Annotated in this window: 17 protein-coding genes and 1 riboswitch; of the genes, 12 read left to right on the top strand and 5 right to left on the bottom strand. The window is 46.9% G+C overall.

Annotated features, from left to right (window positions below):
* Positions 1–42: 42 nt before the first annotated feature.
* From ASG16_RS06920 to ASG16_RS06905, 4 genes are all read left to right on the top strand, one after another.
* Positions 43–1,134: a DUF6236 family protein gene (locus ASG16_RS06920; RefSeq protein ID WP_056495462.1), complete on the top strand. Its 1,092-nt coding sequence runs from the start codon at positions 43–45 to the stop codon at positions 1,132–1,134.
* A 41-nt stretch (positions 1,135–1,175) separates the two neighbouring features.
* Positions 1,176–1,916, top strand: a complete 741-nt coding sequence (locus ASG16_RS06915; protein WP_056495465.1) for a GNAT family N-acetyltransferase — start codon at positions 1,176–1,178, stop codon at positions 1,914–1,916.
* 120 nt (positions 1,917–2,036) lie between these two features.
* Positions 2,037–2,594, top strand: coding sequence for a sigma-70 family RNA polymerase sigma factor (locus ASG16_RS06910; protein WP_056495469.1), 558 nt, complete (start codon positions 2,037–2,039; stop codon positions 2,592–2,594).
* On the top strand, positions 2,591–3,970 hold the full coding sequence (locus ASG16_RS06905; protein ID WP_056495471.1) for a hypothetical protein: 1,380 nt from the start codon (positions 2,591–2,593) through the stop codon (positions 3,968–3,970). The genes ASG16_RS06910 and ASG16_RS06905 overlap by 4 nt, the downstream gene beginning before the upstream one ends.
* Before the next feature lie 84 nt (positions 3,971–4,054).
* Here the strand turns inward: ASG16_RS06905 and ASG16_RS06900 are convergent, their stop codons facing one another.
* The 4 genes from ASG16_RS06900 to ASG16_RS06885 form a co-directional block, all read right to left on the bottom strand.
* The gene (locus tag ASG16_RS06900; RefSeq protein ID WP_056495474.1) at positions 4,055–5,461 is read right to left on the bottom strand and encodes a nucleoside recognition domain-containing protein; all 1,407 of its coding nucleotides are present in this window, start codon (positions 5,459–5,461) and stop codon (positions 4,055–4,057) included.
* A complete protein-coding gene (locus ASG16_RS06895; protein ID WP_056495477.1) occupies positions 5,439–6,170 on the bottom strand; it encodes a FeoB small GTPase domain-containing protein in 732 nt (243 codons plus the stop codon). Before ASG16_RS06895 ends, ASG16_RS06900 begins: the two co-directional genes overlap by 23 nt.
* Positions 6,167–6,421: a FeoA family protein gene (locus tag ASG16_RS06890; protein ID WP_048034840.1), complete on the bottom strand. Its 255-nt coding sequence runs from the start codon at positions 6,419–6,421 to the stop codon at positions 6,167–6,169. The genes ASG16_RS06895 and ASG16_RS06890 overlap by 4 nt, the downstream gene beginning before the upstream one ends.
* 243 nt (positions 6,422–6,664) lie before the next feature.
* Positions 6,665–7,540 carry a dimethylarginine dimethylaminohydrolase family protein gene (locus ASG16_RS06885; RefSeq protein ID WP_056495480.1) on the bottom strand — a complete coding sequence of 292 codons (876 nt, stop codon included), beginning with the start codon at positions 7,538–7,540 and terminating at the stop codon, positions 6,665–6,667.
* Between the two features lie 190 nt (positions 7,541–7,730).
* On the opposite strand from ASG16_RS06885, the gene ASG16_RS06880 reads away from it, so the two are divergent.
* The 4 genes from ASG16_RS06880 (at position 7,731) to ASG16_RS06865 (ending at position 9,548) form a co-directional block, all read left to right on the top strand.
* Positions 7,731–8,474 (top strand): IclR family transcriptional regulator, encoded by a 744-nt coding sequence (locus ASG16_RS06880; RefSeq protein WP_056495483.1) that lies wholly within the window; start codon positions 7,731–7,733, stop codon positions 8,472–8,474.
* Positions 8,475–8,574: 100 nt separating this feature from the next.
* Entirely contained in the window at positions 8,575–8,871 is a 297-nt protein-coding gene (locus tag ASG16_RS06875; protein WP_056495486.1) for a hypothetical protein, read from the top strand.
* Between the two features lie 68 nt (positions 8,872–8,939).
* Entirely contained in the window at positions 8,940–9,065 is a 126-nt protein-coding gene (locus ASG16_RS31495; RefSeq protein ID WP_255412995.1) for a hypothetical protein, read from the top strand.
* A gap of 24 nt (positions 9,066–9,089) precedes the next feature.
* Complete coding sequence (locus tag ASG16_RS06865) at positions 9,090–9,548, top strand: DUF421 domain-containing protein (protein WP_241970709.1); 459 nt, start codon at positions 9,090–9,092, stop codon at positions 9,546–9,548.
* Positions 9,549–9,711: 163 nt separating this feature from the next.
* Here the strand turns inward: ASG16_RS06865 and ASG16_RS06860 are convergent, their stop codons facing one another.
* Complete coding sequence (locus tag ASG16_RS06860) at positions 9,712–10,965, bottom strand: sensor histidine kinase (RefSeq protein WP_056495489.1); 1,254 nt, start codon at positions 10,963–10,965, stop codon at positions 9,712–9,714.
* A gap of 202 nt (positions 10,966–11,167) precedes the next feature.
* Positions 11,168–11,287, top strand: a riboswitch (SAM riboswitch).
* Positions 11,288–11,383: 96 nt separating this feature from the next.
* Between ASG16_RS06860 and ASG16_RS06855 the strand changes: the two genes are divergently transcribed.
* From ASG16_RS06855 to ASG16_RS06840, 4 genes are all read left to right on the top strand, one after another.
* Positions 11,384–12,403: a sugar ABC transporter substrate-binding protein gene (locus ASG16_RS06855; RefSeq protein ID WP_056495695.1), complete on the top strand. Its 1,020-nt coding sequence runs from the start codon at positions 11,384–11,386 to the stop codon at positions 12,401–12,403.
* A gap of 93 nt (positions 12,404–12,496) precedes the next feature.
* Complete coding sequence (locus ASG16_RS06850; RefSeq protein WP_056495492.1) at positions 12,497–13,987, top strand: sugar ABC transporter ATP-binding protein; 1,491 nt, start codon at positions 12,497–12,499, stop codon at positions 13,985–13,987.
* A 1-nt stretch (position 13,988) separates the two neighbouring features.
* The gene (locus ASG16_RS06845; protein WP_056495495.1) at positions 13,989–14,987 is read left to right on the top strand and encodes an ABC transporter permease; all 999 of its coding nucleotides are present in this window, start codon (positions 13,989–13,991) and stop codon (positions 14,985–14,987) included.
* 144 nt (positions 14,988–15,131) lie between these two features.
* Positions 15,132–16,316, top strand: coding sequence for a glycerate kinase family protein (locus tag ASG16_RS06840; protein WP_056495498.1), 1,185 nt, complete (start codon positions 15,132–15,134; stop codon positions 16,314–16,316).
* The last annotated feature ends 21 nt before the right edge of the window (positions 16,317–16,337 follow it).

The raw sequence follows: 16,337 nt of genomic DNA, 5'->3' as shown, positions 1-16,337 counted from the left end.
GATAAAATAATGTGGTTGGATTCTTGCAAAAGGAGATATACGATGAGAAGGACGATATTATACTATCCGAGCATTGTCATTCCTGATGGGACTTGGTTAAAAAAATCTCTATTATATTGGGATGAAGTAAGCTCAATCGTTCCGAGAGAAATCGAATACGAGGCTTGGAATAATAATTATTTACTCGAATTTTTAAGTTATGAGGACCAGTATCGGCCTATATTTCCAGATGAGTTAATGAATCATGAAATTTTTACTGAGTTTGAGAATGAGATGATTAGAAAATATAAATATTTTCAAAAACAGAAGAATAACGAACACGGACGTAAATCTAAGAGGGGAATCTTCAATATTAGTGAAGAGGATTCATATAGTATTCATAGAGATAAATTGACATATAGGCTTTCGAATATTTTAGGGTTAGATAGATTCGTGAAAAATAATGAAGGAGACTGGTTGTTATTAGAAAGAACTTTTGCGGAGATATACATGGCAACTCTTGCTAAATATATTGCATTGGCAGATGTAAACTATACGGTAATTGGGACTGATAAGGCTAGTACAGTCAATCGGATTTACTCTGATATTCGGAAGTCACAAGAGCCTGTATTTAGTAAAATCGAGCCGGTAATTAATCTGTCTATAAACATATTGCCTGTCCCAAGTCCAGACACTTCTTACAAAGACATTATTAAATTTAAAAGAAAATATCGAGATGAACTACTAGCTTTTAGAACTATCTTAAATAATTATGAGCAGCAAATAAGTAACGTAGAATCTGAACATCAACTTAAAGAGTATACGATATTATTTAAGGAACAAATGGAAAAAGGGACTAGAGAGACAATTAAAATGTTAAGGGGATCAGGAATTAACTATCTCCTATCATCCTTACGATCAATCATTAATATTAAGTCTCCTACAATGCTTTCAACTTTTGCTGGTATCGCTGGATACAAGATGGATACTTTTTCTCCATCGACAGTAGGAATGTTAGTGGGAGTAGCAACCACTGTAGATGTTGCTGTCAATTATATGTCTATTAAAAGAAGTGCTCTTGAAAAACTATCAGATAAAGGATTTTTATATTTATATCGAGCTCGAAGCAAAGGAATCGTCCAAGATTTTATATAATTTCCTTGTTATGAGTTACCATTCGTAGGAGGATTCCAAGCATGCCATACAACATCTACACTTTCGCACAAAGATCAGATTTAAACGATCAAGCTGATGAACTAATCGAAGCAAGCTGGTCTGCCTTCATGCTGAATGACGAAGTGGCTAACGAATATTACGGTCATCTGTATGACTGGTTTTCTTCTTATCAATTCATACTGACGGACGAGGCTGACAAGCTGATGGCTGTAGGAAATGCGATTCCATTTTATTGGGATGGTACTACGGAAGGGCTGCCAAAAGGGTGGGATGATGTCTTTCTGCAAGGGATTGAAGACTATCGCCAAGAAAAGCAGCCAAACGCGTTATCGGCACTCTCCATCTCCATCGATCCCCACTATCGCGGTCTCGGTCTGAGCAAGCAGATGGTTACGGCGATGAAGGAAATCGCCAAGGAAAATGGCTTGGCGTACTTGGTGGCACCCGTACGTCCATCGCTCAAGCACAAGTACCCGCTCACGCCAATGGACAAGTATGTTCAGTGGAAAACGACCGATGACGCTCCGTTTGATCCGTGGGTGCGCACGCATTGGAAACTGGGAGCGACGATCATGCAGGTAGCGCCGGAATCCATGCTGATCAGAGGAAATCTGAAAGATTGGGAAAGCTGGACAGGGATGAAATTCCCTGAGTCCGGATCGTACATCATTCCAGACGCATTAGTTCCCGTGCAGGTTGACGTGGAAAAGGACGAAGTGGTATATATCGAGCCGAATATTTGGATGCAGCATTTTTTGTAGAGCGATAGCGAAGTAGCCGTTGTGGTAACCACAGCGGTTTCTTTTTGCATTTTCTGTCACCTTTTTGCCGTGGGATGGATCATACCTAATAGCAAGCAATCAACGGATGAGGTGAACGGGTTGAACGAAGCAGAAACAATGCCAGCGAGTCTGGAGGTAACACGGGAATCCAGACTGAAATGGCTGATGCAGCAATACGGGGAGAAGATTTTTCATCTGGTGAGTCTCACGGTAAAGAATCATGCCTTGGCGGACGATATTACCCAAAACGTGTTTATCAAAGCGTATCGGCATCTCGATCAGTTTCGCGGGGACGGACAGATCAAGCATTGGCTCTACAAGATCGCGATGAATGAAAGCAAAAAACATTTTCGGTCGTGGTCGTTCCGCAACATTTTTCCGACGATGGATGATCATCTGGGTGACCTGATGGATCGGCAGGCAAACAATCAGGTTGAGGAAGAGATTTTAAACCGGGTGAAGCGGGAAGAGGTCGTCACGTACATTCAATCCCTCGCACCGAAGTACAGGCAGGTTATTCTCCTGCACTATTATGAAGACCTGTCGATTGCGGAAGTGGCGGATATTCTCTCAGTTTCGCAGGAGGTCGTCCGTACGCGTTTGCATCGAGCCAGGAAGCAATTGAAGGAAACCATGTCGAAGGAGGTAAAAGGATGAGCGACGATCGCATGTGGAAGGAATGGAGTCAATCAGCAAAGCAAACCGTTCGTGAAAAATATCCGTTTCATTTGGAAAAATTCGAGCAGGAAGTACTCACAAAAATTCAGCGTGAGAAGCGTCGCCGTCGTTGGCAGGTTACCTCTTGGGCAGCCGGAGTGGCAGTTGCTGCTACCCTTTTCTTCCAGATTGCTCAGCCCTTTGATGGAAGCTTGTGGGGACTGACTGGTGCAGAGCGAGGCCAGGAGGTATTTGAATGGGTCACGCCCGATGAAGGTTTCATGCATGCTTTGAAGAACGGCTATCCGATTCTGCCAGAGGTGAAATTGGAGAAGGACGGTTTTGTTTATCAGATCAGGGATGCCATGGTCGATCACAGACGGATTACGTTTACACTGTTAATCTCCGGTGAAAAAATGGAGGAGATTGCGCGAATTCCGGATGAATCGAAAAGAAGCGATATGCTTTATGGGAGTCTTCGTGTAGAGTTGGGGAAGCTGTCAGAAAGAGGTCATGGATCAAGGGATTTTCAAATGATCGATGGTGTGCATTATCTCATAATCAAGTCGGATTATCGAATTGACGAAAAAGAAATGCAGGCGCTGATGGGTCAGACCAAGCCTGTCCTGCCAGTGCAAATCGTTGATATGCGAAAATCAGGAGATGATGTCGTGGTAGCTGAGCTGTTGCTGCCCCTGCCAAAGTCTGTCACTGCCGCCGAAAAAGTAATCCAACCGGATGCAGATGTAGATGCTGTGCTTAAAACAGATGGTCTGGTGACGAGCTTGCAAGTGAACCGAATGATAGCTTCGCCTACTGTGACAGAGATAGAGCTTGAGGCTAAGTTCGAGGATGGGTTTGTTCTACATCGATTAGAAAATATGAAATTGGTGGATGGAAGCGGGAAAGAATATCAGGCGATAGACGACAAGGTGAATAAAAACGTGGAGCATGTGCAGGGGACAGATACCTATAGGGCGCAATTTATTCCGTCACTGTTCTATGGGGCTCTCCCGGAAAAACTGGAGCTGCGATTTGATGAAGTGACGATGAAGCGCTCCCTAAAGGATAACTTCGTGCTTGATATGAATGCCAAATATCCGCAAACGATTCCGTTTGGAAAAAAGAAACAGTTGAACATTGAAAAGGTAAATTACGACAAAGGCAAGCTGTCCATTGTCGTTCCAAACAAGGGACCAGAAGAAATTAACTTACGTGTAGAGGGTCAGGCTTACAAGGATATGATTGTGGCAGAGGATTTGGAAACTGTTTCCATTGTTTTCAGGGTACCGAAACAGGATACGTATACGGTAGAGATGGGCGGGCTAGAGTTTGAGAGAGTCAGATTGGATGGCGTGATACCTATTACAAAATAAAGTACGATTCCACTGGGAAAGTCACGAAAAAGCCTTTGCACGAACCAGGAGGTCTGGTCTTGTGCAAAGGCTTTTTGCTATTTTTTACACCCAACCGAGTGCCCTTGCCACCAGGGCAGTCAAGAACGTTACTCCGATAGCAATGGCAAGCGGAATGAGTGCGGATAGTACTGTCCATTTCACACTTTTCGTTTCCTTGTAAATATTGAACAAGGTTGTGCCGCAAGGGTAATGAAGCAGAGAGAACAGCATCATATTGAGTGCTGTCAACCAAGTCCACCCGTGCTGCAAGAAGACATCCTTGATGTTGTCGAGGCCTTCCACATCAACCATGGCACCGGAGGACATGTACCCCATCAGAAGAATCGGCAGCACGATTTCATTCGCGGGCAAACCGAGAATAAAAGCCATGAGAATGTAGCCATCCAGACCAATGAGTTGCGCAAACGGATCAAAAAAGGCAGCCATATGGGCGAGGATGCTGTCCCCACCGACATAGATATTGCCCAATACCCAAGTGATGATACCGGCAGGGGCGGCCACAATGACGGCTCTTTTCAGCACGTTCCACGATTTATCCTTGCTTGAGATCAGAATCGTTTTCCAAATCTGCGGACGGCGATAAGGGGGCAGCTCCAACGTATAGTGTGTCGGTACTCCGCGCAAGGCTGTTTTGGATAGTGTCCAGGAAACCGTAAGAGTGATAGCGATTCCAAAAATAACCATACCCATTACAATGAGAGCAGTAGTCAGAGATTGCCATCCACTTGTCGCGCTGGTCGCCATAAATAGCGAAGACAATAAAATCAATGTGGGCCAGCGACCATTGCACGGGACGAAATTATTGGTCAGAATCGCCAGCATTCGCTCCCGGGGAGATTCGATGATCCGCGTGGAAAGGATGGCTGCTGCGTTACAGCCAAACCCCATCGACATGGTCAATGCCTGTTTTCCGTGTCCGCCAGCGTTTTTAAACAGACGATCCATGTTGAATGCCACACGCGGCAGATATCCGAAGTTCTCCAGCAGGGCAAAGACTGGGAAAAAGATAGCCATCGGAGGCAGCATGACGCTGACAACCCATGAGGTACCGCGAAAGAATCCGAGAACCAGAATCCCGTGCAGCCAATCAGGTGCGTGTACAGCTTGAAAGCCAGCAGTTAGATAACCCTCGACTACACCGAACATATCTGCAAGCATTCCGGACGGAACATTGGCACCTGCGATCGTGATCCAGAATACCGCGCCTAAAATCGCCAGCATGATGGGGTAGCCCCATATTTTTGACGTCACAATTTTATCCAGCCTATATGCACGAGAAAGCTTTTGCTTGTCTTCGTATGTCACAGCTTCCTTACAAATACTGCGACTAGTGCGGTAAATGTCACTCACAATCGTGTCTCGAATGGAATTTCCTTCCACTGAGCTTTGGGCCGCGGAAAGAAGTGCATCAAGGGAATCAGACGGATTAGTGGCAAACGGTTCGGCCATGGGTCAAAGGCTCCTTTCTTGCCGTTGTAGCCGGATCTTGCATGCGCTCTCTCAAGGTGCGCAACAAACTTTCATCTCCATCCAACAACCGCAGAGCGATCCATCTTGTCGGAAAACGGCTACCCAAGGTTTTCTCGATTTGCGGCTCCAACTGTGCCAGCTTGGATTCAATCTGTTCACTGTAGATTATCTGTACAGGATTGGGCACGATTGTTCCGTTTGCTACTTTCTCCACCTGATCGAGCAAATTCTCGATCCCGATTTGATTTCTGGCGGAGATGGCGATACAGGGAACGCCTAAGCTTTGCGAGATTTTTTCCAGATCAATACGAATGCCAAGCCTTTTCGCCTCATCGATCAAATTGACGCATACGACGACGTGAGGGGTCATTTCCAACACCTGCAAGGCCAAATTGAGATTCCGTTCCAATGAAGTCGCATCCAGTACCACAATGGTGACGTCAGGCTGCTCGAAGATAATGTAATCTCTCGCGACTTCTTCATCCGCCGAGTTGGAATACAAGGAATACGTACCTGGCAAATCGATGATCCGAAAAGTCGTATTTCCCCGAGCGAATTCTCCCTCAGCCATTACGACTGTCTTCCCTGCCCAGTTTCCCGTATGTTGGCGAAGTCCCGTCAATGTGTTGAATAATGTACTCTTACCGGTATTCGGATTTCCTGCCAAGGCAATCGTGTACGAAGTCACTTTTCTTCACTCCCCACGTACTCTCCAAATATGAGGGAGCTTTCTTCTTTGCGCAGGGCGATGATCGTGTTATTAACCCGAAAGGCAATGGGATCGCCTAGCGGACTTTTTTGCATGACTTCCACGATGTTGCCGGGGACGAAGCCGAGATCCAGCAATCGTCTGCGCAGTATACCCTGAACGTCAATACGATCCAGACAGATGTGGCTACCAATCAAGGCATCAGATAAAGGAATGCTGATAGATGGCATGAGGTTCACTCTCCTTTTTTCGTTAAGGACAAACTGTTGGCTTAGGGCAAAAATGAAGGTAAAAAAAAGTACACGTAGACGATATCTTATGATTTTAGTTTAAGGTAAGATTCTTTCCTAGGCAACAAAGTTTTTGCTTAAGGAAACTTTTTGGTCATAGAAAAACTGCACCCCCAATTGTTCATGGTATCTAACAATGGAGGTACAGTTCATTCTTGATGGTGTATTGCGTGTATCTAACGGCTAGATTCGTTCCACCGGGCTTGTCAGGCAAGTAGGCCCACCTGTTCCCTTATAAGAAATCTCCTCGCCCTCATACTCGTACACAGTCGCACCTGCGTCGAGAAGGAGTTGCTTGGTAATCGGGTTGCCTGCCACGACCATACACACACGCGGCGCGAGGGCGAGAACATTGCTACCGAGATTATCGTACTCATGATCCGGTACCTCGATTAACTGTATGCCTCTGTCGATGAGCAGTTGGCGGAAAAATACAGGCATCAGCTTGGAGTAGACGACTGCCAAATCATGATCGACCATGCTGATGATCGACATAAGATGCAGACATTCCGCAGGACCGCGATCATACGGGAGCTGTACAACGATGATTTCATCCGTGAAATCCTTGACCATTTCCGTAATTTGAGCGATAGCCGCTTCGTTCGTGCGAAAGCCAAGTCCGATCGCGAGCGTTTTTTCATCCAGCCAGACGAGATCGCCGCCATCTGACAAGGCATCGCCTGTGAGCTGTCCCAGAATCGGGATATTGTTTTCTTCTAAAAAGGTCTTGTATATTTCTGCTTCTCCCTGACGAAGCTCCTTGCCAGATTTGAGGATGATTGCCCCTTTGGAAGTAAATTTCACCGGGTCGTGGGCGTAAATGGAATCCAGTCCGGTTTTATCGGATTGTGGCAAGTGCAGGACGTTTTCCACATGCTCGCGCAAAATCGATTCGAATTTGGCGTATTCATGCAGAGCGCGGTCCCAGTCAGGGCGGTCTGTATAATTGAAGGTTTTCCACGATTGATCGAGATGTTCTTGGCTGATAAATGCTTGATGGGGATGCTTGATGATGACGGTTTTCATCTTTTTGACCATGGATTGGCTGCCTTGGAACATAGTTGCCTCCCTTTTTCCACATTGCAGAATATTATTCATATTTCGAAATGTTCACCATTAGTTTACACATTCTGATTTCTGACTGTCAATCTGTGATTCTTCCTGGAGTTTTTTTGCGATTCACAAAATTAGAGCAAATGGTTTAACATAGTTTCATATGAGAAGATAGATAGAAAAGGGGGGGATGACCGTGATTCAATCGTTTGATCGAGCGATGGCGATTGCAACGGTACTTTCGTCGGATGAACATAGAAAATGGTGGACGATCAATGATTTAGCGAAAGAATGCCAGCTCCCGGTCAGCACCATCTATCGACTGTTGTACACGTTGATGAAGCATGGACTGGTAGAGCAGGATGCTGCGACCAAACAATATACGTTGGGGATTAAATGGATGGAGTTCGGCTTGCGGGTGCTCGATCGGATCGATTATCGCAAAGTGATCAAGCCGATGATTGAGGAGCTTGCCAGAGAAGTGAACGAAAGTGTTTATTTCAGTCAGCCTAGCGGACTCGAATCTATTGTCGTTGATCGCGTAGACAGTCAGCACAATATCCGCATCTACGACCAGTTGGGCTTGCGGATTCCGATGCATATCGGTGCGGCTAATAAAGTCGTGCTGGCCCACATGCCTGTGGAAGAAGCCAGACAAACCGTAGTACAGCTCGTGAGTGAAGAGCAGGTGCCTGCTTTTATGGAGAAGCTCCAGGAGATCAGAGCTGCTGGTCATGCTGTCAGCTTTGCGGAGCGGACGGAAAATACGGCGTCCGTCGCAGCACCTGTGATTGATTACACCCAAAAGGTAATCGGGGCATTAAGCATTGGAATTGTCACGTATGATTTGAAGGAGGAACGGCTCCAGTATTTGATTGAACAGGTAAAGGATGTCGCTCACAAAACCTCGCAACGGCTAGGCGGCCTGTCAAAGGCTTGACTGGCCTTTTTTTATTTTGATTTGTTTGTAACATTTTCCTTTTACTTCCGACTATTGGGCTAAGAACGTAAAAAAAGAGGAAGCCAGGAGGAAATTCAAAATGAAACCATACGCAACCAAAAAGCTGATGATCACAGTAGGAGCTGCTGCTTTGCTCTTCTCAAGTCCATTGTGGGTTACGCAACCACAAGTAACTGTACAAGCCGCGGCAGCCAAATCGACGCAACCCCAATTGAGCAAAGCAGCCCAGAAAACCGTAGACAGGCTGAGCAAACACTATCCGGAATTAAAAAATGCGGAAAAAACTATTTCACGTAACAATCAGATGCGGGATGTCTTCCACATCCAATTCCGGATCTTTCCGGGTATCTCGACGCTCGTACTGGCAAGGAAGTGAAAACGAATTTGTGGCGCGGGGAGTCGTTTAGCGACAGTATTGCCGTCAAGCCAGGAGGTAAGAAGACAATGGTTGCATCGGCAAAAGAGGCTGCGGCTGCTATGGAGTTCTTCGGTCAGAAAGTGGAGGGTTTCACATTTACCGGAGACTCCTGGTGTTTTGTTTTGCATAATGCTTTCCCAGAAATTGCATAGTAAAGCGTGAAGGGAGGGGCAAATGTGGAAGGATTCGGAGAAAGTATGATCGTCATCGGGCGCGTATGTACAATTATTCCTTTATTACTGCTGGTCACCTTGTTCATGGGCAAGCGTTCGATTGGGGAGCTGCCTGTTTTTGACTTTATCATCATTATTACTTTGGGATCAGTGGCAGGGGCTGACATTGCAGAGCCAGATGTCCGGCATATTTCGATTGTAGTAGCAGTTTTGACGTTGGGTATATTGCAACGGGTCGTATCGCAGTTGTCCGTTGTCTTTCGCTGGTTTGGCAGAATGGTGACATTTGAGCCGACCGTCATTTTCTCCAACGGGAATTTTCACGTCAAAAACATGAAAAAAATCCGCTACTCTCTCGATAATGTTCTCCATATGCTTCGCGAGAAAGACATTTTCGATCTGGCAGAGATTGATTTGGCTATTATCGAGGCGAACGGTCGATTGACCGTGCTCAAAAATTGAAGAAAAAGGGGATCGCGTCCGAACAAGTCTTTCTCGCAACGATTAATCGGAAAAATGAACTGCTGTACACCTTAAAAAACGAAAAAGAACCACAAGTACCTCCGTTGCATCATTAGCTATCGAATGGAAAAAGGCACAGTTCCTCTGCAAAACCTGCATGAAGTTACTGTGCCTTATACGGGAGCATAATGGTGAACTTGGTTCCTACTCGTGGTTTGCTTGATACATTGACCGTTCCGCCAATCGCATGAATGACATGATAGGAATACGTCAATCCAAGACCGGTCCCAGTTGTTTTCGTAGAAAAGTAAATCGTTCCAAGGCGGCTGATCTGTCCTGCATCCATACCGATACCGTTATCCTTGATGACCAAAACGGCTTTGTTTCGCTCGATGAGCAAGTCCAGGGAGACTTTTCCGTCCGAAATATCCGAGCACGCCTCGATGGCATTTTTGATGAAATTCACCAGCACTTGCTTGAACTCGTCTGGATTGGCCTTGATCGTCACAGGTCTCTCAAAGTCTTGCAGCGTAAGCTCCACGTTATGCATATTGGCAAAGGGGAGCATCACTTCGCGGATGGCATGGAGATGCTCGCTCACATTAATGATCTCATGCCGTTCCTTGAGTGGCTTGGAAATCGCAAGGTACTCGGTCAAAATGGCTTCTGTCCGTTGGATTTCGTCGAGACTGATGCGAATGTATTGATCGACTTTTACCAAATTTTCCGGGCGTTCCTGTATTAATTTCAAGAAGCCTTTGACTGCTGTCAGCGGATTGCGAACCTCGTGTGCGAGTGATGCAGCAACATGGCTCATCGTCTGGATTTTTTCATTTTGCGCGTGGCGAATAAACAGCTCCTTATCCGAAACGCATTTGCTGAAAAGCGACATTAATAACCAGAGGCCGAAAAAGTTTTGAATAGGAATCACTATGGTGTAGTAAACGAGGTGTTGAGTTACATACGTGGGAAAAAAGTAATAAGTAGTCCCTAAAGCAACCGTAGAAAAAATCGCACTCGTCATAAAAAGATACAGTGTTTTCCGATAACTGGCTTTATAGTGTCGATACAAAAAGAGTGACAAGACAAAATTGACTGTAAGGATCAGCATGGCAACCCATGTTCCTTCGCCACCTAGGTAGTACCGATAAACCAAGGCTTCAATCAGCAGGAGCAAGGCAATCTCGACTCCGCCATAAACCAGTCCGAAAAGAATGATGATATGTCGGATATCAAAAAACATGCCATTCGTGACGCTCGGGGCGAAGGTCATCGCGAGAAACATGCAGGCTGAGCTGGTGATGACAATAAAGGAGCGGCTGTAGTTCCTCATTTTGTCACGGTAATAGATGTTGAAAAACACAAACGGGATAATGGCGAAAAACCATTGAAGAATGACTTCTTTTAATAGACTCATGTAGCATCCCCATCGCAAATATTTGCTAGGCTTGTATCAATCTACGATAATTCGACAAGACACAACAAAATCCCTCTTGATGTTACATAAGAAACTGGAATATTTATCAAGAAAATTCTTTCGGTAAACCTAGTTGACAGATAGGTAATTGCCAGATTATATTCTGTATATACTTATACAAACGTTTTGAAAATAGAAACTACTCTTATCAAGAGAAGGCTGAGGGAATGGCCCTATGAAGCCCGGCAACCTAGCACGAGAGAATGCGTTCTTTCGAGCCAAGGTGCTAACTCCAACAGGTAGAATACCTGACAGATAAGAGGCGAGAATCTTGTCGATTTTTGTCCTCTTTCTCTGTGAAAGAGGATTTTTTGCTTTTGTCATCTGTTATCAAAAAGAAAAAGGGGGAACATTTGTGATGAAAAAGAAACTGGGATTACTGACTTCACTTGTTGTGGCTGCGTCTGTTCTCGTGACGGCATGCGGCGGAGGAACAAGCACCGGAACCGGCAGCACGAACCAGCAGGGCGGAGAGAACGCAAAGAGAATCGCATTGATCATGCGTCAAAACGTAGGGACGTTCTCCGCCCAATATATCAATGGCGTGAAGTCAGAGGTGGAGAAAAACGGTGGCGAGTTGACCGTATTCAACGCAGATACCGATCTGGCAAAAATGGCGTCCAACCTCGATGCGGCAGTGAATCAAAAATTTGATGGCATTCTGATCGACCATGGTACGGCAGAAGCGTTGCAGCAGGGCACGCAAAAAGCCGTGGATAGAAAAATCCCGGTCGTCCTGTTTGATACAGACATCAACATTCCAGGCGTGCCAGTAGTGGCGCAGGATGACAACAAATTGGCAGAGCTGAGCCTGGAGAAGCTGGCGGCAGATACAAACGGCAAAGGCAACATCGTAAAAATTTGGGTAGCTGGCTTTGCACCGATGGAAAAACGCCAAGTCACGTATGAAGCTTTCCAGAAGAAATACCCGGACTTAAAAGAAATTGCGGCATTCGGTTCTGCTACCAACAATACGGCACTCGATACACAAACGCAGATGGAAGCAATCTTGAAAAAGTATCCGAACAAAGGCGACATCACAGCAGTATGGGCGGCTTGGGATGAATTTGCCAAAGGGGCGACACGTGCCATTCAGCAAGCAGGCCGTACGGAAATCAAAGTGTACTCCATCGATTTGAGCGATGAGGATCTGCAAATGATCCAGGCGGAAAACTCTCCGTGGACAGCGACGGCAGCGGTAGACCCATCCAATATCGGACGCATTCATGCGCAAACCGTGTTCCAAAAAATCAAAGGCGAGCAAGTACCAGACAACGTGAAGCTGAATCCAGTGCTGGTGAAACAGGAAGACCTGCCGAAGGATAAGAAAGTAACGATGGGCGACCTGTCCCAATATGTACAAGAGTGGGGCAAGTAAGAACCAAATTGGCTTTTCCCGTTGAGCTGTATCCGTCAACGGGATTTTTCCTTATAGAGGTTGGAACACGCAGGTAAACAGGAGGTGTGAAAAATGTCCACATTGCAGATGAAAGGGATGGCGAAGCAGTTTTCCGGGGTTCCTGCCCTGCGATCCGTCGATTTCGAGGTGCGCGCAGGAGAGGTTCACGCACTCCTTGGTGCCAATGGCGCGGGAAAGAGTACCCTGATGAAAATCCTCACGGGAGCGTATCAGGCAGATGGCGGTACGATCACCATCGATGGACAGGCCGTGACGATCAATTCGCCGCAGGATGCCAAAGCACAGGGCATTCAATGTGTATATCAGGAAGTGGACACCGCCTTGATCCCGTATTTAAGCGTCGCTGAGAATATTTTACTCGATCAACTCGTCCAGGCGAAAACCAAGGGACTGATCAACTGGAAGAGCTTGTACAACGAATCAGAGCAGATTTTAAAAAACTTCGGCTTCTCCATTCCTGTGAGGATGCTCGTTGAAGAATGTACGCTATCGGAAAAGCAATTGATTTTGATTGCACGGGCGACCGTTCAAAAGGCGAAGTACGTCATTTTCGATGAACCGACAGCGCCGTTGAGTACAAAGGAGAGCGAACGGCTGTTTCAAATCATTGCGCAGTTGAAAAAAGCTGGGGTCGGGATCATTTATATCTCCCACCGCCTGCCAGAAATCTTTGAAATCTGTGATCGGATCACCATCATGCGCGATGGACAGCATGTTATGACCACAGACACGGCGAAGACCAATATGGACGAAGTGATCGCGAACATGCTGGGCAAAAGCTTTGACGAGGAGTTCCCAAAGCTTGCAGTGCCGATTGGCGAAACGATTTTTGAGGCGTCAGGTGTGGCTGGCGGCAAAGTACACGGAGTCGACTTGCAGGTTCGCGAGGGAGAAATCGTGGGTGTCGTCGGTCTGGTTGGGGCAGGAAAGACTGAGCTCGCCCGATTGCTCTTCGGTGCAGATGAGGCAAAGGCTGGAGCCGTTCGATTGCATGGAAAACCTACCCAACTGCGCTCGCCAAAGGACGCCGTCGATACAGGAATTGTGCTCGTCCCGGAGGAAAGGCGCAAAGAAGGCATTTTCGTAGAGGAGTCCGTACAGAACAACCTGTCAGTCGCCTCGTTGAAAAAGAAGTCCTTGCTTGGTTTTATCAAAAGAGGGGCAGAAGCGGCTAGTGCAAGAGAGCTCGTTTCGCGCCTTGGTGTAAAAACAGCCGATATCAAGCAACTGGTCGGTTTTCTCAGCGGCGGAAACCAGCAAAAAGTCGCTATCGGCAAATGGCTGGATACAAACGCTCATCTCTTTATGTTTGACGAGCCGACAAAAGGGGTGGATATCGGCGCGAAAAGCGATATTTACCGCCTGATCGGAAAGCTCGCCGAGCAGAAAAAGGGTGTCCTGTATTTCTCCTGTGAGTTTCAGGAAGTAATCGGGATTGCTGACCGGATTCTTGTCATGTTCGAGGGCAAGATCGTGAAGGAATTGAGTCGCGAAGAAGCAACACAAGAGCTGATTATGTACTACGCAAGCGGAGGTGAGTAACGTGGCAGATAAAAAGTTTAGCTTATTTGATTTTGTTTATAAATACGGAACGGTTGCAGTTATTGTAATTGTCATGCTGTTATTCAGTTTGACCAACCCGTATTTCTTCACGTACGACAACTTGACGGACATTCTTCGCTCCATCTCGATTGTGACATTTGTCGCGATTGGCGTTACGTTCTCGCTGATTGTCGGAGGTTTTGACTTGTCTGTAGGATCGACGGTTTCATTGACCACGGTCGTTTCTGCTTCGATGATGGTTTGGTACGAACAAGGAGTCTTCACGACTTTGGTTGTTCCCATTGTACTCAGCTTGCTCGTCGGGCTGGTCAACGCCTTCCTGGTCGTGAAAATCCGCATTCCTGATTTGCTGGCTACTCTGGCGATGCTCTACATCGTCAACGGCATTCATATGACGTATTCCCAAGGCTACTCGATCTACGCAAACATGCCGATGCAGGACGGCTCACAGGCTCCGGGAAAATTTCAGGAATGGTTCCTGTGGCTGGGCCAAGGAGAAATTCTCTCCGTACCGATTCCGGTTATCCTGACCTTTTTACTTGTCGCAATTACGCATGTGTACCTGACCTATACGAGACAGGGAAGGATGCTGTACATGACAGGCGGTAATTTGGAAGCAGCCCGTCTGTCGGGGATTCCTGTAAATCGCTATCGTACCCTGGCTTATGTGCTCTCCGCTCTTTTTGCGGGCTTGGGCGGGATGCTCTTGGCAGCGCGGATTGGCACCGGGCAGGTGAGTAGTGGCGGTTCCATGCTGATGGATGCAGTAGCGGCTGCTTTCGTAGGCTTCTCCGTTTTCGGCGCAGGAAAACCAAACGTTTTCGGTACATTTGTGGGAGCGATCCTAATCGGGGTGCTGCTTAACGGGATGACGATGCTCAATCTGCCGTACTACGCTTACGATATTATCAAGGGGACGGTACTGGCGCTCGCATTGGCTGTGACCTATTACCAACTGCGCAGAAAACGAAACGCTTAGAATCGTAACGTTCTTCTCGCTTTTCTCTCATCGATTTCTCATCTTCCTATTATTCCCTTCTCTTTTTTGAAGCTTAGTATTGGTCTTACTCAAGTGAGACGAATGCGAAAGCAAATTCAAATAAAGAGAAGGGATGTTGTTTTTATGCGTATACTTGTTGTGCCTTCGGGCTTTAAGGAAAGTTTAGATGCCGAGCAAGCAGCAGAGTGCATGAAAGAAGGAATCCTGCGCGTCCTCCCGCTCTCCCAAGTACAGACACTGCCAATGGTAGACGGGGGAGAAGGCTTTACAAAAGCGATTGTAAAAATTTCGAATGGTTCGATTATCGATAAGGAAGTAACGGGCCCTGTAGGAGAAAAGGTTCCTTCCCATTTTGGGATATTCGGATCAAAGACGACAGGCCAAACGGCTGTGATCGAGATGGCGGCAGCAGCGGGACTACGACTGGTTCCAAGAAGCTTGCGTGACCCGCGCAAAACGACGACACATGGCGTCGGTGAATTGATCAAAGCGGCGCTGGACATGGGGGCAGATCGTATTTTGCTAGGCTGCGGCGATTCCGGTACTTCCGATGGCGGGGCAGGCATGGCGCAAGCACTTGGCGCTAAATTTTTGGATGCAAGCGGTCGGGAAATCCGTATTGAAGGCGGAATATCGCTGGCAAACGTAACGAAAATCGATGTATCCGGCATGGACAAAAGACTCAAGCAGGTGCAAATCGATGTGGCTTGCAACTGGTTTAACAAGCTGTGTGGGGAAAACGGAGTCGCTCGCGTGTTCGGTCCGCAAAAGGGAGCAACGCCTGAGCAAGTGGTTGAGCTGGAAGAAGCACTCGAACAATTCGCGGCTATCATCGAGCGGGATTTCGGTATCGATGTCAGAGAAATGCCGGGCAGTGGTGCATCGGGTGGCTTGGGTGCTGGTTTGCATGCGCTGACGGGTGCGAATCTGTATCCACGCTACGACATTATCATGAAGTACATTGATTTGGATCGGATGCTTCAAGAGACAGACCTTGTATTTACGGCGGAAGGCAGTATTGATTTTCAAACACCGCGAGGAAAAATTCCAGTGGAAGTGGCAAAGAGAGCGAAGAAGCATGCCCTGCCAGTAGTGGCTTTGGTGGGGACTGTTGGGAAAGGTGCCCGACTCAATTATGAGCACGGAATTGATGCGTACACGAGTATTTTGCCGATGCCGTCTACGTTGGAAGAAGCGTTCATGCATGCGCAGAAATGGCTGACCGATTGCTCGGAAAGCTCCATGAGAACCATCATGGTGGGCCTGCAGCTCGCAAATCGTTTAATGACGAAGGAGCACGTATCGTGATTGCACAGACTGTTGCAAAGG

Origin of the sequence: Brevibacillus sp. Leaf182 (assembly GCF_001423865.2) — a bacterium.
In the GTDB taxonomy this organism is placed as follows: domain Bacteria; phylum Bacillota; class Bacilli; order Brevibacillales; family Brevibacillaceae; genus Brevibacillus; species Brevibacillus brevis_C.
The sequence above is the reverse complement of the archived record's forward strand: the minus strand, read 5'-3'. Positions and strand labels throughout refer to the sequence as shown.